Source organism: Blautia sp. Marseille-P2398 (genome assembly GCF_964240315.1).
In the GTDB taxonomy this organism is placed as follows: Bacteria; Bacillota; Clostridia; order Lachnospirales; family Lachnospiraceae; genus Blautia_A; species Blautia_A wexlerae.
Window position 1 is genome coordinate 134,671 of the sequence record NZ_CAXSTD010000008.1, and the last position, 20,660, is coordinate 155,330.

Sequence of the window (20,660 nt, forward strand, 5' to 3'; positions counted from 1 at the left end):
AATCTATATGTCTTTTTAGCTGGGTTAGACATATATAAAACAATAAAGAAACCACAGCATTACTTATACAGTAGATAATAGTATAAAATACAAAATGGATTAGGATTACGTGGTCGTATAGGACCTGTAAGCTTAATATATTATATTATTGGATGAGGCAGATAGCCATAGTACTGTAAAGTTCAAAGATTAAAACTCAAATCTTAAAATTCAAAATTCAAAGTTTATCCCAGTTTAAAGATTAAAGAATAAAGCATAAAGAATAAAGATTTATCAAATCCTTGGTAAAAGTTTATGAGCATGATTATACTTGGCTCTTAGTTTGTACAAGGCTGGTAAGTAGTGAATAAGTAAATATAATAGTCGCTTTCATTATTAACAATTGGCAGTTGAACTGCCAGTTGTACCCACCCATGGTGGAATTGGCAGACACGTTAGATTTAGGTTCTAATGCTTAATAGCGTGAGAGTTCGAGTCTCTCTGGGTGGATTAATAAATAGAAAGGAGTAAAAAATGTTTCAAGTAGGAGATATAGTACAAGTAATAATAGTGCCTAAAAAATATAAACAATATGATATTGCAGGTGCTACAGGCGTTGTAAAAACAGTTTATTCTAACAATATAAGAATACATATCTCTAGTTATTACAATGAAGAATCAGAAGAAGGAGATTTTTATTTTAAAGAAAATGAGCTAAATAATTTTACAAGAAAGGAAAATGATATGTCAATTATAGAACTTTGGGAGAAAAGAAGTATTGAAAAGATTGATAAGGAAGCTGAAATTAAATTAATGGAATTGCTTGCAGAAGATGAATATACTCATGATTTAATTTTACACATGAATGATCTAAAAGATGCCGGGTTTAAAGTTGAAATACCAAATAATATTTATGATATGACTTCTGATTATACTAGAGGAATGAGAACTATTACTTTAAGTTCAGCAGAAGAGAAAAAAGTTGAAATTAAAAAAGTAGCAGAAGAAGTTGGTGTCTTATTAGAGATGTGTAAAGGAGACGTTGTTAAAGAAATGGAGATTCTTTGTAGCTATAGAGTTGTAGAGTACCCATTCGGGAGAATGACTGTTGGAGGTAATGCTTGTGGGAAATAAAAAGAAAGTTCTGATTGTAGTTGATGTGCAGAATGATTTTGTAACTGGCTCACTAGGTACGCCGGAAGCTCAAGCTATTGTACCTAAAATTAAAGAAAAGTTTGAAGAATATAAAAATAATGGGGATTATGTAGTGTATACAATGGATACACATAATTCAGATTATTTGAATACTTCTGAGGGTAAAAAACTTCCTGTTGAACATTGTATATATCGAACTTCAGGGTGGGAGGTTATAGATGAAATTCATCCTGTAAAAAATAATTATAACAATTTTATGGTATGTAAAAAGTCAACTTTTGGTTATGAAGGCTGGGATTGGGAAGAAATATTTGGGACAGACAGTGATATAGACAATTTAAACATTGAAATCATAGGTGTGTGTACAGACATCTGCGTTATCACAAATGCTCTTCTTATCAAAACTTATTATCCGGAGGCAGAGATCACAGTAGATGCGTCATGTTGCGCTGGAACTACACCGGAGAAGCATAAAGCAGCTTTAGAGGTGATGAAAAGTTGTCAGATTAATGTGATAGGAGAGAAATAAGATGGTAGGAGAAAATACTGTGGAAATGAAGAAATTAGAAGAAATTACATTAGAGGATATTCAGAACTACTTACGTAAATATGACTGTGATGGAGTGATCACTACAAAACTTGTTGAAAAAAACAATACAGAAACCTTACAAGTATTTGAGTTTGATGGGCTTTATGACGATACTATTTGGGTGTGCTCAATTTATAAAAATGAGGATAATGATTTTTATATAAAAACAGCTGACGCAACCTCACCGTTTAATCATGCAGATGGCGTTGAATACGATGATAAAGAAAATGAACTGTTTAAGATTAGTACAATTGTCGCAGAATTATTAAGTTATGTAAAAGTTTCACTATGTGATTCTATTGATTATCTCCAAAGACAGGTGGATTTTATCAATAATTTCTGTAATGGCAATCATTTGAATAATCCGTCTGTAATAACTACCTGTGATATTGAGCATAAGTAAAAGTTAAGTAAGGATTATTAAACAGTAAGAAATAAATTATAAGGAGATTTGGAATGATTAAATTAAACGGTGTAGAAATCAAACTTGATAAATATCCGGATGGAACATTCTTATTTAAGGATATTCCTCCTATTGGAGGATGGTGCAGAGATAATATTGAATGGTTCTTTGAATCAATGGAAGAATTAACAGCAGTTGAATATATTACTAGATATTGTTGGGATCATAGAGTAGTGCCTAATTTATATATGCCTTATATCCCAGATGCTCGTATGGATCGAGTTAAGTATGAGAACGAATTATTTACTTTAAAATATTTTGCTCAGACTATCAATTCATTACATTTTGGAAGAGTAGAAGTTTTAGATCCTCACTCTGATGTATCTGCCGCATTATTTAATAAAGTACATGTAGAGTCACCGAATCGAATGATTGAAGATACTGTCAAGAAGATTGCTAGTGATAATCTTATGATGTTTTATCCGGATGCAGGATCTATGAAAAGATATTCTTCAGCAGTACATCTTCCATATGCTTTCGGTATTAAGAATAGAGATTGGGAGACCGGAGAAATTAAAGGTTTAGATTTATCAGGTGAAATTAATCAACTGCCAGGTAAAGATATCCTTATTGTAGACGATATTTGTAGTAAAGGCGGAACTTTTTATCACAGTGCTAAAAAGCTGAAAGAGGCCGGTGTAGGTAAGATTTATCTTTATGTTACTCATTGTGAAAACACTGTTTATGATGGAGAGCTTCTGAAAAGCAATGGACTGATAGAGAAGATTTATACGACAGATACGATTTTGACAAATCTGGAAAGTCCTAAGATTGAATTGGTTGAGAGATTTAGATGAATCAGTCCTGTACACACGCAGCATTCTTGCAGAAAAGAGGTAAGAGAAGAAAATGAGTAAATCAGTATTAGTGATTGATACGCCAGAGAAATGTATACGTTGTCCGCTATTAAACGATGCAGATGAATGCACAGTACAAGATGCTAATGCAAATTTCAATGCTGGTGATTCGTGGGATGAGTTAATGAAAGGATGTCCTTTGAATCCATTGCCGGATAAAATGAAATTAACAGGAGTGTACGGAAGAGAGTATTTTCAAAGCAATGGAAAAATGCCTAGCTACAAGATTGGTTGGAATGATTGTTTGAGAGAAATTACAGGAGAAGATAATAATGAGTAAAGTTATGTTATCTATAGAAGAACCTAATTCATGTGACGAATGCCCATTTTCAGAATTAGAAACGTATGGATATTATTGCCAATTATTAAATAAATACATTAATTCCTTAAAAAGGAAAGAACATTCAACGATTCCTAAATTATGTCCATTAAGAGAATTACCAGATTACCGTACAGAAACATACAAATGGGAAGATAGACTTCTAAGCTTACAAGACGTGATTGAATCAATGGCTTATGAAATTGCTACATATAGACACTCTAATAGATATTCTCATATAGAAGATGTGGATGATATTTTAAGAGAATATGAAGTTGATAAAATTATAAAGGAGATGAGAAAGTATGGAACCAATTATTAGTCCTTGGTTGATTTATTTTGCAAGTAGAGCAGATGCAGTGGGGACTTTATTTCTGATTGTTGCAGTAGCTGCATTTGCAATATGTTTGATAGGATTTGATGATTTAACAAAGAATGGATTCAAGTTATTTATTTCAATTGGGATTATTTCTGTAATTTTAACAGTTCTTACACCAACTACCGAAACCGTTTATACAATGATGGTTGCAAATGAACTAACATCGGACAATGTTCAAGCAATTGGGAAAACCGGCAAGGATGTTATTGATTACATTACTGATCAGATTGATAAAGTTGTAAACGACAAAGAGGAGGATAAAAAATAATGGATACCTTAGCAATTCTGTTAAGCGATACTTACAAACAAGTACACCACAATATGTTTCCGAGAGGATTGACGAAGTTAGTCTCTTATTGGACTCCGAGAAGATCAATGTTAAAGGAGCAGGATCATATGGTTTTCTTCGGACTGCAGGCTTTTATTAAAGAATATCTTATTACATATTTTAAAAGAGATTTCTTTAAATTAAGCACTGATGAAGTTCAAGAACTTTATACAATTAGTATGGACATTCAGTTAGGAGAAGGAAATTACGATATTTCTCCAATCCTTAAACTTCACGAATTAGGGTATCTTCCGATTCAGATCCGTGCATTACCGGAAGGTACATTAGTGCCTATGGGAGTGCCATGCATTGAAATCACGAATACACATCCAGATTTTGCATGGGTTGTGCAGTGGATTGAGTGTATTCTGCAGGTTGAGCTTTGGAAGCCGTGTGCTCATGCAACAATTGGACATATGTACAGAGAACTGGCAAATTTCTACTATAAAAAGACCTGCGACGACATTTTAAGACCTGAAATGGCCTGCTCAGACTTTGGAATGCGTGGAATGTCCTGTATGGAAGAAGCAGAGAGATGCTCCGTTGCTTGGCTATTATCCTTTGATAAGACAAGTACGATCCCGGCAATTGATTATTTGGACAAATATTATTTCAATGACTGTAGCGTGAGTCATATTGGAATTGGTGCGATTTCTACCGAACATGCGGTCATGGCTTCAAATTATGCTGTGGACGGAGACGAAATTACATTTGTGAAAAGACTACTTACAGAATTATATCCGAATGCATCTTTCAGCATGGTATCTGATACATATGATTACTGGAACATGATTGACAATATTCTTCCAGCTTGCAAAAAAGAAATTATGCAGCACAATGGTAAGCTCTTGGTTCGTCCGGATTCTGGTGATATGGTAGAGATTTCAGTTAAGACTATCGAAAAACTCTGGAATACATTTGAAGGATCAGTAAATAGCAAAGGTTACAAAGTACTGGACCCTCATATTGGAATTATCTATGGTGATGGCTGTACTCTTAACAATGTAAAAAAGGTATGGGAAGAACTTGAGAAGAAAGGATTCGCTGCAAACAACATTGTATTTGGAGTTGGGGCTTTTTGTTTCTCGGCAGTTGTAGAACCTGATGGACGTATGGTCGTTGTAACCAGAGATATGTTCGGCATTGCTATGAAAGCTACATTTGGAGAAGTTAACGGACAACCGATTATGATTTACAAAGATCCAAAGACAGATGTAAGCCATTTAAAGAAATCTCATAAAGGATGTTGTCATGTATATTACGATGAAAATGGAGAATTAAGGTGCAGAGATGGATATGACAGCTTTGTTTATGATGGGGCATTAAAAACTGTATTTAAAGACGGTGAAATATATCATACAGAAATATTTAAAGAAATCAGAGACAGATTAAACGGAAGAAACAAAGATGAGTAAAATTACAGATTATTTATTAAAAGATGATGTGATTGTAGTAATGGATGTAGATGGAGTACTTGCTCCGTATGAGTTTTCTGAATTAAGTCATAGTATGACTGACGATGAATGGGACAGACTTGTAGCTTCCGGTGAGAATCCGTATAAAGATGTGCGTCCGATCAAATTAATACAGGAGTTTATTCAGAAGAAAGGCGTGAATAAAGTATATACCTGTTCAAAGAGTCCTTTAAATGAAATTCCTGGTAAAAGAGCTTTTATAAAAGACAATTATGATCTGCCAGATGATAATATCTATTTCACTTTAGAAAAGACAGAAAAACTTACTGTGCTTCAAACGCTGCAACAAAAGCTCGGACTTAAGCCATCTCAGATTGCAATTGTAGAAGATACAGTTAAAACTTTGGATTATATTCGTGCACATAGCGATTTTGTAACTGTACATGTTTCATCATTTATGGAGTAGATATAGGGAGGTATTAAAAATGAGTTATTTTACTGATTCAGTTTCAGATCTTTGTCAGGGGATTATTGATAAAGTAGATACTTATGAAAAACGAATTAAATACTTAGGAGAAGAAAACAAGAAGCTCAAAGATGAGCATTATAAAGATTCTGAAATGCAGAGAATGAAAACAGAGTTGGAAAAAGCAAAAGATGATTTACATAGAGGATTTCCAATTTCTAAAGAAGAAGAGGAGAAAATCAAAGAGTGGCAGTTAAAACATGACGCTGAGAAACATGGTTTGAAAACTATGGAACAGAGATTGAGAGCTGGCGGATGTTGTGGCGGGAGATATACATATCAATTTGTTCCCACAAGCATTGGAACTATTGGAGAAGTGATTTGCTCCTGTGGCGAGAAGTTTACATTTCAGGATTTATAGGAAAAGATTTATGATTAAAATTATTGAAGGTAACATTGTAGATGCACAGACCGATTATATAATTCATCAAGTTAATTGCCAAGGAGAAATGAATACTGGAGTCGCTAAAGCATTAAGAGATTATGACGAAGGTATTTATATACATTATAGAAACGTCTGTAAATTACGTGAGTTTAATCCAGAATTACTTCTTGGAACATATGACGAGTACTTTATCAGAAGGAAAAATCAAGAGATATTGTCCTTATTTGCACAAGACAAGTATGGATATGATGGAAAACAGTATACTGATGTTAAAGCTTTTCGAGAAGGATTAAATTTTATTCGACAACAAATACCTGTTTATTGGTTTGATGCTGATAACAGACCTCACAAGACAACCATTGCACTCCCATATAAAATAGGCTGCGGAAGAGGAGGAGCAGACTGGGAAGTGGTTTATAAGATTATAGAAGAAGAATTAAGTAGTTTTGAAGTAGAACTGTGGAAATTGGAGGAGCAGAATGTTTAATGTAGAAAAAGCAACAAATGATTGTATTCAGTGGATTAGAGATTGGAGAGAAGAGAATGGTCCTGGATGTAATCTCATAGTAGGTATTTCCGGTGGCGTTGACTCTTTAGTAGCTGCTGAGCTATGTGTGGAAGCCGTTGGAGCTGACAAAGTTCTCGGAGTAATCATGCCGAACTATAAACAGGATGATATTGATGTGGCATATGACATTTGCCAGCATGTATTAAACATTGATTATCTTACTATTAATATTGGATCAGCTTATGATGATATTATTGATCAAATTGATGCTGCATTTAATGTAACAGATCAGACATTAATTAATCTCGCTCCTAGACTAAGAATGACCACCCTATACGGGGTGTCACAGTCACACAATGGAAGAGTGGTTAATACATGTAATCTTTCTGAGGATTACATCGGATACTCCACTAGATATGGTGACGCAGCTGGAGATTTTGCTCCATTGGCACAGTTTACAAAGGGAGAGGTAAAAAGAATCGGGCATTATTTAGGATTGCCTAAAAATTATGTAGAGAAGACCCCGTCGGATGGTTTATGTGGTAAATCAGACGAAGATAACTTTGGATTCACCTATGCAGTATTAGATAAATACATCCGTACAGGAGTGTGTGACGATCCAGAAGTAAAAAGACGGATTGATCGTTTACATGAGAAGAATGAGTTTAAACTGAAACCAATGCAGTATTTTAATTATAAAGAGGAGAAAACAGATATGAATATGTCACCAGATGAGATTTTAAAAGCACTTGAAAAAGCAGTAGCGAAAAAAGAAAAAGAGCATACTATTGGAGAAGAGCTTAGAAGCTGTGAGCGTCAGATTAAAGATGCTTTAGGCATTGATGTATATATTGTACCTAAAAATAAAACTGATAAACAGGTTTGTAAAACACTTTCGAAAGATGATATCACATTTGTAGGAAGAACAAAAGATATTGCTACAGGAAAAATTAGAACTACTGTAGGGTTCAAAGATGGAACACAGACTTCTGTAGTCTTAAATGATTGGGAAGACGAAGATGATACTGAAAAAGCCATTATGTGGTGTTTGCTTAAGAAGTGTTTCAAATCAAAAAGAAGCTTAGAAAAAGTAATTTATTCAATGGAGGACATGTAATATGAGATCAAAGAATTCCTGGAACAAAGAGTATGAGACAAAAGTAGATAAAAACGGAAAGAAACATACTAGAATGGTTAAACATGGGATGAAGCAGTCTAAGAAGTCACTTGCTTTTTCTAAACATGTAAATAAAATGAAAACTGATAAACCTAAGTGGAATAAGAAATCTAGTGGCGAGAGCCACTAGAAAGGAGGGCTCATGAAAATACGGAAAGGATTTGTTACTAATTCAAGCTCTAGCAGTTTCATTATTTGCTTTGCAAGGATTGCTGACAAAGAAAAAGCTCAGAAGATAATTGATCAGTTCAATCTTGATGTATTAGATGTTACTGGTGTAAATGATGAAAAAAACTGGTCTGGTGAGCTTGGTGCTAGTTGGTGCGGAGCGGTCATTTATGGGGTTGATGACATTTTAGAAAAGCACCCTGATGGAGAATATATCGTAATTGAGGACAGGAACGATGCTTATTATGATGAATGGGGTGATGCTGTATATGATTATGATTTCTCTATGAATGAAGCAATAGATGCTATTACGGAAGTAAATGGATTTGCTGATATAGAAGTTGCTGAAGGAGAAGGGAGAGATGGTTAATGAAAATAAGAAGAGGATTTGTTACTAATAGTTCGTCTTCAAGTTATATCATTGCAAAAAAGAAAGATGCAACATTAGCAGACATTAAAAATTCACTGTTGAAAGTAAGAGACAACGCTAAATCTTTTTTGATTGAACAGCATAAATGGATTGATCTTGAGCCGGATGTAGAAGAGTCAATAAGAAAAGAAGATTATGATAAGGCTGTGGATGCGTTTTTAGAACACACAGCAGATTATTTATACGGTAACTTTAATGATGGAACATTAGGTGATTGGGAAGTTGGATCAGATGAATTCTGGAGTGAAAACGGGGATCCATATGAAAATTTTATTTTAGATTCTGCATGGCTTATTGGTGATGAAAACTTACAGATTATCTGAGGAGTAAACATGAAAATAAAAGCAAAGCAAATAATTGTAGATAGGAGCACATCTTATAAATATTATAAACCTAAATTCTGTTGCAAAGCATTGGAAGAGAATCCTAGGATAGTTATTTCTAATGAATATCCTGATAACTACTTATGTAGAACTTGTGAAACTATAGAATGCCATGGTTGTGACTATAAAACTGATGAAACTTTTGGAATTTTCTTTTACATAAGCGAAGAAGTCCAAGACTGGGAAGATACATGGCCTGAAGACTATTATTACCCTCTTAAATTCTGTCCATTTTGCGGAGAACCAATTGAAGTTGATGTCATAGAAACCATTGATAAAACAGAAGAAGCAGAAAAGGTATCTGAGGTTGCAACGAAGCTACGAAAACAGTTATGGACATGTGATAGCAAGAAAAAGTGTGCAGAGTTAGAAAAAGAGATAAGGAACTTAGACGATATAGTAAATTATTATTATTCAACAGGAGAAATTGATGAAAATAGAGAAAATCAAAAAATTGTTGAAAAGTGAACACTATGATTTCTTAAGAGCGAACGAGCACCTGGGGAGTAACATAATTCTATTAGGCTTAGGTGGGTCTCATGCTTATGGTACAGATACAGAAAACTCCGATCTGGATATTAGGGGTTGTGCTTTAAATAAAAGAGAAGAAATCCTGATTCCTACACATAATTTTGATCAGGTAACGGAAGAAACAACAGATACAACAATCTATTCTTTTAATAAATTGATAACTCTATTGTCAAACTGCAACCCAAACACAATTGAGCTGATAGGATTGAAGCCAGAACATTATCTTTATATTCATCCAATTGGTCAAGAACTTCTTGATAATGCTGAAATGTTTTTATCTAAGAAAGCGATCTATTCTTTTGGAGGCTATGCTACAAGCCAGCTAAGAAGGCTCGATAATAAATCTGCCAGGAAATTGGGACAAGAAGAAAGAATGCAGCATGTTCTTAATAGTATTATGAATGCTTTTTATACTTTCCCTGAAAAGTATTTCAATTTTCCAGAAGATGCAATAAAGCTTTATGTAGATAAAGGTATTCAGGAAGATTATGAAACAGAAGTATTTATGGATATCCAGTTGAAGCATTACCCTTTGAATGATTATCAGGGGATGTGGGCCGAAATGAAAAACATTGTTAGGGATTATTCCAAAATTGGGAAGAGAAATAAGCATGCCATAGAACATAATAAGTTAGGAAAGCATATGTGCCATTTAGTGAGATTGTATCTTATGTGTTTTGATATTCTTGAAAAAGGCAAAATTATTACATATAGAGAAGATGATCATGAGCTTCTTATGGCTCTACGTAATGGAGAATATTTGGATGCAAACAGTCAGCCTATCCCAGATTTTTTTGAAATGGTAAACGAGTTAGAGAAAAGACTTGAGTATGATTCAAAGAATACCTCATTGCCTGATAAACCAAATTATAAAGCTATAGAAGAATTTGTAATGTCTGTCAATGAAAGAATTGTATTAGGAGAGATTTAAGAATGAATTTTAATGGATTAAAAAGTAGCGAAGTAGAGGTTAGTAGGACTACATATGGAAGTAATAAGCTTCCGGAACCTGAATTGAAAAAATGGTATCATTTTGCTAAGGAAGCATTAACTGAACCAATTACTATGATTCTAATAATAATTGCTTTGTTTCAGTTGGTTTTAGGCGCTATGGGAGTAATGTCTCTTTCTGAACCTGTAATGATTATAGTGGTTTTAGCTATTGTTACTGGAATTGCTATTAAGACAGGTCTAGGCGTACAGAAATCTGCAGCAGAGCTAAGAGCAAAAACGGCAGTTAGATATTGTGATGTTGTCCGAGATGGAAACGTACAGACAATTAATAAAGATGATCTGGTAGTAGGTGATTTAGTTCTATTGAGAACTGGACAAGAGATTTTTGCAGATGGATTTATTGTTGATGGAGAAATTTCTGTTAATAACGCCGCTATCAATGGAGAGACAAAAGAATGTAGAAAAATTCCTAGTGCTAATTATAAGCATGTTAAAACAACATCAACTACTGCATATACGGATCAGTGTTCTCTCTTTGCAGGAACAGTTATCATGTCTGGTGAAGGAAAAATGATTGTTACAGATGTCGGTGTTAATACAGTTAATGGTGATACTCTTGTCAAAATGCAGACTTTAGAGCCTCCTAAGACAGCTCTTGATATTGCTCTGGATCATTTGTGTGATTTTATTTCAAAATGGGGAACAATTGCGGCAGCATTAGCATTTGTAATTATGACAATTACAGGTATCTTAAATGCTGGAAGCTTAAGTCAGTATTTCTCAGGAAGTATTCTTGAAAGTATTCAGAAGGTAGCACAGAATGTCTCAAATGCATTGACAATTATTGTTGCGGCTGTACCGGAAGGTCTGCCACTCATTGTAAAACTTGTAACTAAACAGAATGTATCGACAATGGAAAAATTCAATATTCTTGCGAAGAATACTGGTAAAATTCCTGAATTGGCGTATGTTAATTTAATTTGTACGGATAAGACAGGAACTCTCACAACAGGTGAAATGACTTCTACAGTTATGATTAACGGTAACTGTCAGGATATTTTTAATAAGGAAAGTTCGCTCAACGAGCTAATTGATTTAAACATTTGTATGAATAATAGTGCAGTGTTTGATTCTAATGGGAATATCACTGGTGGCAATTCAATTGATCGAGCAGTGCTTGATATGCTTTCTCCTGAAGACGCACAAAAAATACAGAATAAAGCTATCATGAAGAAACGTGTTCCATTTAGTAGTGAAAATAAATTCTCTGCAGTTACTTTAAATAATGGAGCAAATGATTTTACTGTTTATAAAGGCGCACCAGAGAAATTAATTGAGAAGTGTAAATTCTATCTTGACAATGATGGCATTGTAACTGAGCTGACAGAAGAAAAAAGAAAAGCTTTAAAGAGCCATATTAAGGGATTAACAGAGAAGGCAATGAGATGTATTGCGTTGACTATCTCAGATAAAACTGATGATGGTCTCCCCGATGAAATGAATCTCCTTGGAGTCATTGGAGTTGTTGACCCGGTTAGGAATGAAGTTCCAGAAGCAGTAAAAATTGCTCACAAAGCTGGAATTCAGGTAATTGAAATTACTGGTGATTGCATGGAGACTGCTAAGGCTGTTGCTATGGAAGCTGGCATTTATAAGCCTGGAGATTTAGCAGTTACCAATGATGAGTTTGAGGCAATGTCAGATGTAAAAGTAAAAGAAATTATTCCACAGTTAAGAGTAATTTCCAGATGCTCACCGAATACGAAGCTTCGTCTTGTAACATTAGCGCAAGAAATTGGAATGTCTGTGGCAATGACCGGTGACGGTGTGAACGATGCTCCTGCGCTAAAGAAAGCAGATGTAGGCTTTGGAATGCAGGATGGGTCTGATGTGGCAAAAGAAGCAGCAGATATTGTTTTGACAGACAATAATTTTGCAAGTGTGGTAAAGGCAGTCGAACTTGGTAGAACATTTATGCATAACATTATGATGTTCCTTGAATTCCAGCTACCTATCAATATTTCGTTGTTGATCTTAAGTATGGTATTTCCAATTATTTCTGGTGGCTCTGCTCTATTAGCAGCAGTTCAGATCCTTATTGTAAATATCATCATGGATTCACTTAACTCATTAAGCTTTGGTGGAGAACCGCCAAAAGAGGAATATATGAATGAAGAGCCTATCATGAAAGGATCCGGATTATTTATCCGTGGAGCGAAAGGGAGAATTGCATTAAGTTCAATTGTATTTATTGCTTTATTTGGTGTAATTACATTTGGTCCAGTTGGAAATATGTTTACAACAAAACTTTCGGCTATGACAGCGAGATTCGCTTTATTGTGTTTAATGGCAGTATTTAATGGATTCACTATTAGAACAGATAGCATGAATCTTTTCAAAGGAATTAAAAATAACAAATTATTTGTGTATATCGCATTGGGTATTTTTGCAATGGCTGTAGTTTTGTGTAACTTTGTAGGAAATCTAGTACAGACAACTCCAATGGACGTTAAACAGTGGATTATAGTTCTTGTGACAGCATTTATGGTTGTGCCTGTAGATTGGATTAGAAAAGCAATTTGTAAGAAAGGAAGTAACTAAAATGGGATTTTTGGGAAAATTATTCGGAAAAAAAGATGAGGAAGCAGCAGTAGAGTTATCTTCTGCTGTAACTCAGCAACCTGTATATGAAGAAAAGTTACAGACAATTGATATGTCTAAGCACAATGAAAATCTTGGCAAAGTACTTATTGATATGTCTAAGGGAAGCAAGATTGATATGACAAAACATACGGCTAGAGTAGCTCTTGCAATGGATTATTCAGGAAGTATGGATTGGCTGTATGATAATGGATCTGTACAGGAAACCATTTCTCGTTTGTTGCCTATTGCTCTAAGATTTGACGATAATGGAGAACTTGAGAGTTGGTTGTTCTCAAATGGAGCGGAGCGCTTAAAAGCTGCTAACGCTGATAATTATAGTAGTTATGTTAAAAATGTTATGAAAAAAGCTCATATGTATATGGGTGGTACTAATTATGCTCCTGTATTGAAAGAAATGGTTACATATTATAAAGATATCGAGCCAAGTGAGATTCCAGCATTTATCATCTTTATTACAGATGGTGAGAACAGTGACACTTCTGCCACCAATGCAGTTATTAAAGAGCTTTCAGAGTACAACATCTTTGTACAGTTCATAGGAATTGGGGATGAAGATTTTGGTTATTTAAAATCCCTTGACAATATGAAAGGTAGAAAACATGACAACACCGGTTTTACAGCAGTAAAAGACATGAATAAAATGTCTGATGAACAGTTATATACAGAGATTCTTCGTCAGTATAAAGACTGGCTGAATAATAAATAAAAAGGAGATAAAGAGATATGGCAGTAATCAACATGAGTAAAAACCAGAAAATTAGTATGGTAAAAGAGGATGGTACAGGTATTAAGAACTTCTTCATTGGAGTCAATTGGGATCAGAACCGTTATGCTGGTGAAGCAGACATTGACTTTGATATCAATGGATTTTTAACAGATTCAAGTCGCAAAGTAGTATACCCAGAAGATTTAGTAAACTATAAAACCTATGAAGATGGTTCTGCATATCCCTGGGTAGACTATTCAGGAGACAATAAAACTGGTGACGATTCTCAGGGAATGATTTTCAATGGAAAGCATTATGACGAATATTTCATTGTGCATGCTGATACTTTCCCGAAAGATAAAACAGAATTTACTATCTGCTTAACAATTTTTAGGGCCTTACAGCGTATGCAGAATTTTGGAATGGTCTCCAATGCAGTTATGACAATTTGTGATTACGACAATCCAGATGGTGATAAGTATGAATATGATCTGTCTGAGAATGAAAACTTTGAAAAATTGAATGCAGTAGAAATGGGTAAATTATACCGTTACGGAGATGGATTCAAATTCCAGGCATTAGGTTCTGGTTATGTGGGAGGTATGACAGAACTGTTTAAAAACTTTGGGCTTGATATTGATGAAGGGAGAGACTAATGAATATTACAGCTGGAGCAATTGTTGTAATTGTTATTTTAATACTCGTAGGATTTTGCTTCTTTTTTAATAGCAAAATTGGAAAGAGGGTAAGGATAAGAGCATCAGGCACGGCGAATGAAGCAATTCAGAAAGATGCAGCCACCCCTGAGGGAGCTAAAGCATATTATAATGCTGCTATTGAAAAGAAAGAAGATGAACTTCAGCAGGAAAATGTAAGATATCAGCAGATGCTTGGTAAGATTTCCAATTATGAAGATGACCTGTTCCATTTGAAGAAAGATGCCATGAAAGCAGATGTAAATGTAAATGCTTGTGTGGATCGAGGAGATGACGAAGCGGCAAAAGTCTACTTAAAAGAACAACAGGAACTGAATGATAAAATTGATTTTATCAAAAATACATTAAAAGAATGGAAAGAGAATGCTGACGTACAGAAAGAAAAAGTAGAAGTATTACAGCAACAACTTAATGATTTAAAAGCAGAAAAAGAAAGTGCAGTTTTAACTCTGGAAACAGCTCAGGCATCAAAAGCTTTTAATGTAACACCGGGAGTATCTTCTAGTGAAGAGGAAAAGATGTTAGAGAAAGTACGTGACGGAGTTAAAAAGCAAAAAGAAGCTGCTGATGGAGCTAGGATCGTTTATGAAAGTTCTGCTATTGTGCAGAAACAGCGTCTGGATAAGAAAATGAAAGATGATGAAATTGATAAAAAGTTGCAGGAACTGAAAGCAAAGAAAGGCAAATAAAATGATAGTGTTAAATATAGGCGTGTTTGTGGTATGTCTATTAGTCTGTTTCTTAATTGGATTCTTTGTAGGGAAGAGAAAATAAGTGTAGTAACAAAAGGTTAAGGTGAGGTTCAATTCCTCACCTACACTTAAGGAGGTTAAACAATGAAATAAAATATGGAGGTGGTATTACGCAAAGAGGAAAAAGAATATTAAATAAACCAATTGATGATGCATGTGAGAAAGAAATTTTGATACCAACAAAAAGAGTGATCACTGTAGAAGCTGAATACAACTTGACTGATCCTGAATTAATTGGAACAAAAATAACTGACAGAGATATAGTAGAAGAATTGGTAAAAGATGAGCTTATGGCATCTTTTGAACAAAATGATGGATTCGTAAGTTTAACAGTAACTTGTAGTGATTATTAGGGAAGGAGAAAGAATGATTAATAGTTTTACTGGAGATTATTACTTTTTAAGTAACTTTTATATGGCACCGGTAAGTTATAACGGATGGGACTATACAAATAATGAAGCAGCTTTTCAAGCACAGAAAACAAAAAATCGTAGACTAAAATTCCAGTTATTTTCTCAAGCTAGCCCATCAGAGGCAAAGGCAGCAGGTAGAAAGATTGATTTAAGATCAGATTGGGAAGAAGTGAAAGATAAAGTAATGTATGAAATCGTACTGGCTAAATTCACTCAGAATCCAGACCTTAAGGAAAAATTACTTGCCACAGGAGATGAACATTTGGAAGAGGGTAATACTTGGGGAGATGCTATTTGGGGAACTGTAGATGGAGTTGGAGAAAATAGGCTTGGGAAGATACTTATGAGAGTGAGAGATGAATTAAATGAAACTTAACATATTTTTTATCATTCTTGATGCTATTTTTATAGCAGTATCATTGGTAGACCTTATTACTTATAAAAATTTACTTAGTTTAATGCTGGTAGTCTTTTTCACTTGGACATTTATAAATGATATTAAAGAATATAAAGGAGACAAATAACATGGTAAAAACATTAAAAGAAACAACAGAAATGATGGTTAACCCAGATTATAAAGAGAGATTCAAAGCTGAATATTACCAGTTAATGCTTAGATTCAGAGGTTTACAGTCTATGCTTTTTAAATGGGACAATGGAACTCTTAGTTTCGAACCAACATGCCCAAGAAGTACTTATAATATTCAGATTGATGCTATGGCAAGCTATTTAGCTATCTTAGAAGCTAGGGCTGTTATGGAAGGTATTGAATTATAAAGGAGAGAGTATGAATCCAGTATTTGTATTTTTAGTATTGGTTGGAGCAGTAATTTTATGGTTTCTATTATCTGCACTGTTTTATCCATTTGGGAGATTCTTACATAGGATCTGGAAAGATGCAGCAGATGGAATAAATAGAGAAGATCAAAACAAGGAGAAGAAAGATTAATGAAAAAAGGATTTTTAGGTAGTATTGGATTAGCAGTAATTATTGTAGCAGGATTAATTTGCGTAGCAAAGTGTAGCGTAAGAGTACCAGCAGGTTATGTAGCCGTAGAATACAAGATGAATGGTGGAATTTCAAACGACACTCTTTCACAGGGATGGCATTTAATTTCACCCACAGTAAAAACATCTTTGTATTCAATTGGTATTGAGCAGTCATATCTTACATCAGAAGATAAAGGTGATTCACCAAAGGATGAGAGTTTTAAAACGCCTACCGCTGATGGAAAGCAACTTCTTGTAGATCTTGAATTCTCATATAAATTCGACCAGGATCAAGTTGCTGATGTATTTACAAGATTTAAAGGTCAGTCTGGCGAAAGTGTAAAGAATACTTTTATTAAGCCAAAAATGAAAGCATGGACACAGGAAGTAACTGCTAAGTATCCAGTTACAGATGTATTTGGTGATAAGCGTCAGGAACTGAACGAAGCTCTTGATACATATCTGAAAAAGAAATTTGAGCCATATGGAATCATCATTGATACTGTAAACTTTACTTCAATTTCTACAGATGATGAAACTCAGGCTGCTATTCAGAAGAAAGTAAATGCACAGCAGGAACTGGAACTTGCAAATATTGAAGCTAAGACTGCAAAGGTACAGGCAGATAAAGATAAGGAAGTTGCTCTCATCGCAGCGGAGCAGGATAAAGAGAAAGCCGCTATTGAAGCTGAACAGGCGAAAATCACTGCGGAAGGTAAAGCTGAAGCTACAAGAATTAAAGCGGATGCTGAAGCAGAAGCAAATAAAAAGATCGCTGAGTCACTTACTCCAGAACTTATTGAGAAACAGAAGATTGATAAGTGGAATGGTGATGTGCCGAAGGTACAAGGTGGAAATGCTGCAACAATTGTTGACGCAGGAGAATTAACATCAGGCAATGTAGCAACTGTTGAAAATAAATAATTAATAATGAGGGTAACGTATAGTGAGAACTGTGGACATATACCACACTGACGGTAGCGTAGGGATTTTGCGTCAGTAATAAAGAGGTGGCTGCGTAAGGTGAAGATAACGTTAACAACTACGAATTGTAATGTCGGCCCAAAGCAAGTAAGTATAGTTATGATATCTGCTGCCATAGGCAACACCTCCTTCAAAAACAATGTGTGATACAATCCCATATCACATTACCCATTCAGAAGATCCTCACCCGGTACAGACCTGGGATCAATAGTATTGTACTTTAGGTGAGGTGGTTTGTCAATATAAAGGAGGAGACAATGGTAAAAACTACGATTACGGAAACTACTAAGAAATATGATAAAGAAGGCCATCTTATTGAGGAGACGACCAGAACTGAAACTACTGAGGATAATACTATAACATATGGTTCTTATCCTTATGGAACTTCTTATCCTTATGGAACTCAGAAAGATTGGACCTTAACTACAAATGTAGGAGAGAGTTTATGAAAAAGAAAGTATTAAGTATTTTAGGAGTTTTATTGATAAGTATTTCAACATTAACTGGTTGCGCTAAATGCATTGATAAAAAAGAGGAAAGCGTGAAGGTCACAGTTGTAAATGAATATTATAAACCTAAAGAAACCCGTTTTACAGGTATGGTTAATCATGTTCCGCAATTTCGAACTGATTATGCTGAATATGAAATTACGGTAAATTATAACGGAACTGAATATTCACTTAATGATGAAAGTACATATCGTAAATATCATGGAAGAATAGGGCAAACAGTGTCTGCCGTATTGATTACAAAAACATACGATAATGGCAAGGTAAAACAATGGATTGATAGTTTAGGAGGAATTAAGTGATTAAGCAAACCATGGGATGGATTTCTGCTATATGTGGAGTAATTGGAGCTATATGTAGTGGTTGGAAGTTAATGCTTTTGCCAGTAGTAAGAATATTAAACATGATTGCAGATAAAAAATTAGATTTGTGTATTTTATTGATTTCAATTATGAAAATGTTTTTTGCGATACCTGTAGCATATTTCATGATTCTTATAGGATTTTCAATCGCTACATATTGTTGGAGGTGGTGGAAGTAATTTGGATCACAGGTGATACACATGGGGATTGGATCCATAGATTAAATATGGACTCGTTCCCGGAGCAAAGAGAGATGACTAAAGATGACTATGTAATTGTTCTTGGAGATTTTGGGATATGGAGAGATTCACCTCAGCAAAGGTGGTATCTGAATTGGCTTGAGGAGAGGCGTTTTACAACACTTTTTATTGATGGTAATCATGAATGTTACGATATATTAGATTCTTATCCGGTAGAAGAATGGCATGGTGGCAAGGTGCATTTTATTAAGCCATCTATAATTCATCTTATGAGAGGACAAGTATTTGATATAGACGATTTAAAATTTTTTACTTTTGGCGGAGCTGCCAGTCATGATATTTCAGATGGAGTATTAGAGATTGACGATCCAAGAGTAAAAGAATGGAGGGATGATCCGGATAAAATGTACCGCATCAATCACATTTCATGGTGGGAGCGAGAAATGCCAAATCAAGAAGAGATGGATGAGGGAATAAAGAACCTGGCAGAACATAATAATAAGGTAGATTTTATCCTGACACATTGTACAGCTTCTTCTACAGCAGCATTATTATCACATGGATTATATAAACCGGATAAGCTAACTGATTATTTGGAAGAAATAAGGTGTAATGTTGATTATAGAAAAAATATTTTTGGACATTATCATCAAAATCTTGCAGTTTCTGATAAGGATATTTGTTTGTATGAACAGATTATAAGGGTGAATTAACTATGCAAAAAATAGACCGAACCGGAGAAGAAAATATTAATAAACAAGGATTAAAGATGCAAATTATTAGATATAAAAATGTCCACGATATTGATATCCAATTCGAAGATGGAATTATTGTGAGACACACTTATTATCAATATTTCAAAAAAGGAAATATTATAAACTATAATATTCCCACTTATTTAGGTGTTGGTTATAGAGGTTATGGCCCTTTTAAAACTAAAGTTGGTGTTTCTCATACAGAAGAATATACAAAATGGGGATCTATGTTAACAAGATGTTATAGCGATAAATATATTAAAAATCAAAATTATATTGATTGCTATGTATGCGACGAATGGAAAAATTATCAAAATTTTGCAAAATGGTACAGCGAACATAAATATATCTTATCAAAGGACGACTCACTTGAATTGGACAAAGATATAAAAGTTATTGGAAATAAAATATATAGTCCCGACACCTGTTTGTTATTACCCCATAGATTAAATACAATTGTGCTAGATAGAAAAAATGATAGAGGTAATTATGCTTTAGGAGTACAAAAAATAAAGTCCGGAGCATATATAGCAAGTTGCAATGGAGTTAATGGAGAAAAAATTTATTTGGGACGTTTCGAGTCAGAAGAGGAAGCAAGTAATTCATATAACATTGCTAAAAAGAAAATTATAGAAATTGTCGTCAAACAATATAAAAATATAATTCCAGATGAAGTGTATGATGCAGTTATGAAATATAAAGAAATTTATTATTCAGCACGAAAATTACAGGAGTAGAACGATGACGGATACATTAAAACTTACGAAAAGTGCCAAAACTTATATTGAAGCTTTGAAAGATACATTAAAAACAAAATATCAGTTGTCAGACAGTAAAGTATCAAGTTTAGTTATGGATTCTTATGTAATAGAATCTCTTATTGATTACCCAGAAGAAACATTGCATGAGGACATCGAAACACACGCAGATAATATTTATGAAGATTGGATAGGTGAGCTATGAAAACATTTTTATCAATTTTGAATATTCTATGTTGGGGTATTCTAGGAGCCTATTGCTCATCAATAGGGATACATGGAACAAGATTTTATATAATATTACT

At 34.3% G+C, this 20,660-nt stretch carries 32 protein-coding genes and 1 tRNA gene; all 33 read left to right on the forward strand.

Annotated features, from left to right (window positions below):
* Nucleotides 1–407 precede the first annotated feature (407 nt).
* The 33 genes from ACESZG_RS10925 to ACESZG_RS11085 all read left to right on the forward strand — a co-directional run bounded on the left by ACESZG_RS10925 (nucleotide 408) and on the right by ACESZG_RS11085 (nucleotide 20,560).
* Nucleotides 408–489 (forward strand) — tRNA-Leu (locus ACESZG_RS10925).
* A 24-nt stretch (nucleotides 490–513) separates the two neighbouring features.
* On the forward strand, nucleotides 514–1,113 hold the full coding sequence (locus tag ACESZG_RS10930; protein WP_349062340.1) for a hypothetical protein: 600 nt from the start codon (nucleotides 514–516) through the stop codon (nucleotides 1,111–1,113).
* On the forward strand, nucleotides 1,103–1,663 hold the full coding sequence (locus ACESZG_RS10935; RefSeq protein WP_373218234.1) for a cysteine hydrolase family protein: 561 nt from the start codon (nucleotides 1,103–1,105) through the stop codon (nucleotides 1,661–1,663). The genes ACESZG_RS10930 and ACESZG_RS10935 overlap by 11 nt, the downstream gene beginning before the upstream one ends.
* 1 nt (nucleotide 1,664) lies before the next feature.
* A complete protein-coding gene (locus tag ACESZG_RS10940; protein WP_349062339.1) occupies nucleotides 1,665–2,126 on the forward strand; it encodes a hypothetical protein in 462 nt (153 codons plus the stop codon).
* Between the two features lie 53 nt (nucleotides 2,127–2,179).
* The gene (locus ACESZG_RS10945; protein WP_373218236.1) at nucleotides 2,180–2,983 is read left to right on the forward strand and encodes a ribose-phosphate pyrophosphokinase; all 804 of its coding nucleotides are present in this window, start codon (nucleotides 2,180–2,182) and stop codon (nucleotides 2,981–2,983) included.
* Between the two features lie 52 nt (nucleotides 2,984–3,035).
* The gene (locus tag ACESZG_RS10950) at nucleotides 3,036–3,323 is read left to right on the forward strand and encodes a hypothetical protein (protein WP_118571449.1); all 288 of its coding nucleotides are present in this window, start codon (nucleotides 3,036–3,038) and stop codon (nucleotides 3,321–3,323) included.
* Nucleotides 3,316–3,684 (forward strand): hypothetical protein, encoded by a 369-nt coding sequence (locus tag ACESZG_RS10955; protein WP_118571450.1) that lies wholly within the window; start codon nucleotides 3,316–3,318, stop codon nucleotides 3,682–3,684. Before ACESZG_RS10950 ends, ACESZG_RS10955 begins: the two co-directional genes overlap by 8 nt.
* Entirely contained in the window at nucleotides 3,668–4,009 is a 342-nt protein-coding gene (locus ACESZG_RS10960; protein ID WP_118571451.1) for a hypothetical protein, read from the forward strand. Before ACESZG_RS10955 ends, ACESZG_RS10960 begins: the two co-directional genes overlap by 17 nt.
* Nucleotides 4,009–5,484: a nicotinate phosphoribosyltransferase gene (locus ACESZG_RS10965; protein WP_118592986.1), complete on the forward strand. Its 1,476-nt coding sequence runs from the start codon at nucleotides 4,009–4,011 to the stop codon at nucleotides 5,482–5,484. Before ACESZG_RS10960 ends, ACESZG_RS10965 begins: the two co-directional genes overlap by 1 nt.
* Nucleotides 5,477–5,950: a hypothetical protein gene (locus tag ACESZG_RS10970; RefSeq protein WP_118571453.1), complete on the forward strand. Its 474-nt coding sequence runs from the start codon at nucleotides 5,477–5,479 to the stop codon at nucleotides 5,948–5,950. The genes ACESZG_RS10965 and ACESZG_RS10970 overlap by 8 nt, the downstream gene beginning before the upstream one ends.
* Nucleotides 5,951–5,969: 19 nt before the next feature.
* Nucleotides 5,970–6,371, forward strand: coding sequence for a hypothetical protein (locus ACESZG_RS10975; RefSeq protein WP_373218239.1), 402 nt, complete (start codon nucleotides 5,970–5,972; stop codon nucleotides 6,369–6,371).
* Nucleotides 6,372–6,381: 10 nt separating this feature from the next.
* Nucleotides 6,382–6,882 carry a hypothetical protein gene (locus ACESZG_RS10980; protein WP_055053141.1) on the forward strand — a complete coding sequence of 167 codons (501 nt, stop codon included), beginning with the start codon at nucleotides 6,382–6,384 and terminating at the stop codon, nucleotides 6,880–6,882.
* Nucleotides 6,875–8,020 carry an NAD(+) synthase gene (gene nadE, locus ACESZG_RS10985; RefSeq protein ID WP_373218241.1) on the forward strand — a complete coding sequence of 382 codons (1,146 nt, stop codon included), beginning with the start codon at nucleotides 6,875–6,877 and terminating at the stop codon, nucleotides 8,018–8,020. The genes ACESZG_RS10980 and nadE overlap by 8 nt, the downstream gene beginning before the upstream one ends.
* Nucleotide 8,021: 1 nt before the next feature.
* Entirely contained in the window at nucleotides 8,022–8,210 is a 189-nt protein-coding gene (locus ACESZG_RS10990; protein ID WP_055053140.1) for a hypothetical protein, read from the forward strand.
* Nucleotides 8,211–8,222: 12 nt separating this feature from the next.
* The gene (locus ACESZG_RS10995; RefSeq protein ID WP_373218244.1) at nucleotides 8,223–8,618 is read left to right on the forward strand and encodes a hypothetical protein; all 396 of its coding nucleotides are present in this window, start codon (nucleotides 8,223–8,225) and stop codon (nucleotides 8,616–8,618) included.
* Nucleotides 8,618–9,001 (forward strand): hypothetical protein, encoded by a 384-nt coding sequence (locus ACESZG_RS11000; protein WP_118571457.1) that lies wholly within the window; start codon nucleotides 8,618–8,620, stop codon nucleotides 8,999–9,001. Before ACESZG_RS10995 ends, ACESZG_RS11000 begins: the two co-directional genes overlap by 1 nt.
* 9 nt (nucleotides 9,002–9,010) lie before the next feature.
* Nucleotides 9,011–9,529 carry a hypothetical protein gene (locus ACESZG_RS11005; RefSeq protein WP_373218246.1) on the forward strand — a complete coding sequence of 173 codons (519 nt, stop codon included), beginning with the start codon at nucleotides 9,011–9,013 and terminating at the stop codon, nucleotides 9,527–9,529.
* Nucleotides 9,492–10,523, forward strand: coding sequence for a DNA polymerase beta superfamily protein (locus ACESZG_RS11010; protein WP_373218248.1), 1,032 nt, complete (start codon nucleotides 9,492–9,494; stop codon nucleotides 10,521–10,523). The genes ACESZG_RS11005 and ACESZG_RS11010 overlap by 38 nt, the downstream gene beginning before the upstream one ends.
* A 2-nt stretch (nucleotides 10,524–10,525) precedes the next feature.
* A complete protein-coding gene (locus ACESZG_RS11015) occupies nucleotides 10,526–13,147 on the forward strand; it encodes a calcium-translocating P-type ATPase, PMCA-type (protein WP_373218250.1) in 2,622 nt (873 codons plus the stop codon).
* A gap of 1 nt (nucleotide 13,148) precedes the next feature.
* Entirely contained in the window at nucleotides 13,149–13,916 is a 768-nt protein-coding gene (locus ACESZG_RS11020) for a VWA domain-containing protein (RefSeq protein WP_373218252.1), read from the forward strand.
* A 17-nt stretch (nucleotides 13,917–13,933) separates the two neighbouring features.
* Nucleotides 13,934–14,572, forward strand: a complete 639-nt coding sequence (locus ACESZG_RS11025) for a TerD family protein (RefSeq protein WP_118571462.1) — start codon at nucleotides 13,934–13,936, stop codon at nucleotides 14,570–14,572.
* Complete coding sequence (locus ACESZG_RS11030) at nucleotides 14,572–15,321, forward strand: PspA/IM30 family protein (protein ID WP_373218254.1); 750 nt, start codon at nucleotides 14,572–14,574, stop codon at nucleotides 15,319–15,321. The genes ACESZG_RS11025 and ACESZG_RS11030 overlap by 1 nt, the downstream gene beginning before the upstream one ends.
* Before the next feature lie 233 nt (nucleotides 15,322–15,554).
* Nucleotides 15,555–15,737, forward strand: a complete 183-nt coding sequence (locus tag ACESZG_RS11035; protein ID WP_373218256.1) for a hypothetical protein — start codon at nucleotides 15,555–15,557, stop codon at nucleotides 15,735–15,737.
* A gap of 13 nt (nucleotides 15,738–15,750) precedes the next feature.
* Nucleotides 15,751–16,173: an NADAR family protein gene (locus ACESZG_RS11040; RefSeq protein ID WP_373218258.1), complete on the forward strand. Its 423-nt coding sequence runs from the start codon at nucleotides 15,751–15,753 to the stop codon at nucleotides 16,171–16,173.
* A 149-nt stretch (nucleotides 16,174–16,322) separates the two neighbouring features.
* The gene (locus ACESZG_RS11045; protein WP_373218259.1) at nucleotides 16,323–16,574 is read left to right on the forward strand and encodes a hypothetical protein; all 252 of its coding nucleotides are present in this window, start codon (nucleotides 16,323–16,325) and stop codon (nucleotides 16,572–16,574) included.
* 10 nt (nucleotides 16,575–16,584) lie between these two features.
* Complete coding sequence (locus ACESZG_RS11050) at nucleotides 16,585–16,746, forward strand: hypothetical protein (protein ID WP_373218261.1); 162 nt, start codon at nucleotides 16,585–16,587, stop codon at nucleotides 16,744–16,746.
* On the forward strand, nucleotides 16,746–17,711 hold the full coding sequence (locus ACESZG_RS11055) for an SPFH domain-containing protein (protein ID WP_119253568.1): 966 nt from the start codon (nucleotides 16,746–16,748) through the stop codon (nucleotides 17,709–17,711). The genes ACESZG_RS11050 and ACESZG_RS11055 overlap by 1 nt, the downstream gene beginning before the upstream one ends.
* 317 nt (nucleotides 17,712–18,028) lie before the next feature.
* Complete coding sequence (locus ACESZG_RS11060) at nucleotides 18,029–18,220, forward strand: hypothetical protein (protein ID WP_373218263.1); 192 nt, start codon at nucleotides 18,029–18,031, stop codon at nucleotides 18,218–18,220.
* Nucleotides 18,217–18,582 carry a hypothetical protein gene (locus ACESZG_RS11065; protein ID WP_118592622.1) on the forward strand — a complete coding sequence of 122 codons (366 nt, stop codon included), beginning with the start codon at nucleotides 18,217–18,219 and terminating at the stop codon, nucleotides 18,580–18,582. Before ACESZG_RS11060 ends, ACESZG_RS11065 begins: the two co-directional genes overlap by 4 nt.
* Nucleotides 18,579–18,821, forward strand: a complete 243-nt coding sequence (locus tag ACESZG_RS11070) for a hypothetical protein (protein WP_118592623.1) — start codon at nucleotides 18,579–18,581, stop codon at nucleotides 18,819–18,821. Before ACESZG_RS11065 ends, ACESZG_RS11070 begins: the two co-directional genes overlap by 4 nt.
* A complete protein-coding gene (locus tag ACESZG_RS11075; protein ID WP_182465136.1) occupies nucleotides 18,812–19,555 on the forward strand; it encodes a metallophosphoesterase in 744 nt (247 codons plus the stop codon). The genes ACESZG_RS11070 and ACESZG_RS11075 overlap by 10 nt, the downstream gene beginning before the upstream one ends.
* 2 nt (nucleotides 19,556–19,557) lie before the next feature.
* The gene (locus ACESZG_RS11080) at nucleotides 19,558–20,334 is read left to right on the forward strand and encodes a hypothetical protein (RefSeq protein ID WP_118592624.1); all 777 of its coding nucleotides are present in this window, start codon (nucleotides 19,558–19,560) and stop codon (nucleotides 20,332–20,334) included.
* A 4-nt stretch (nucleotides 20,335–20,338) separates the two neighbouring features.
* Complete coding sequence (locus ACESZG_RS11085; RefSeq protein ID WP_118592625.1) at nucleotides 20,339–20,560, forward strand: hypothetical protein; 222 nt, start codon at nucleotides 20,339–20,341, stop codon at nucleotides 20,558–20,560.
* Nucleotides 20,561–20,660: the final 100 nt, after the last annotated feature.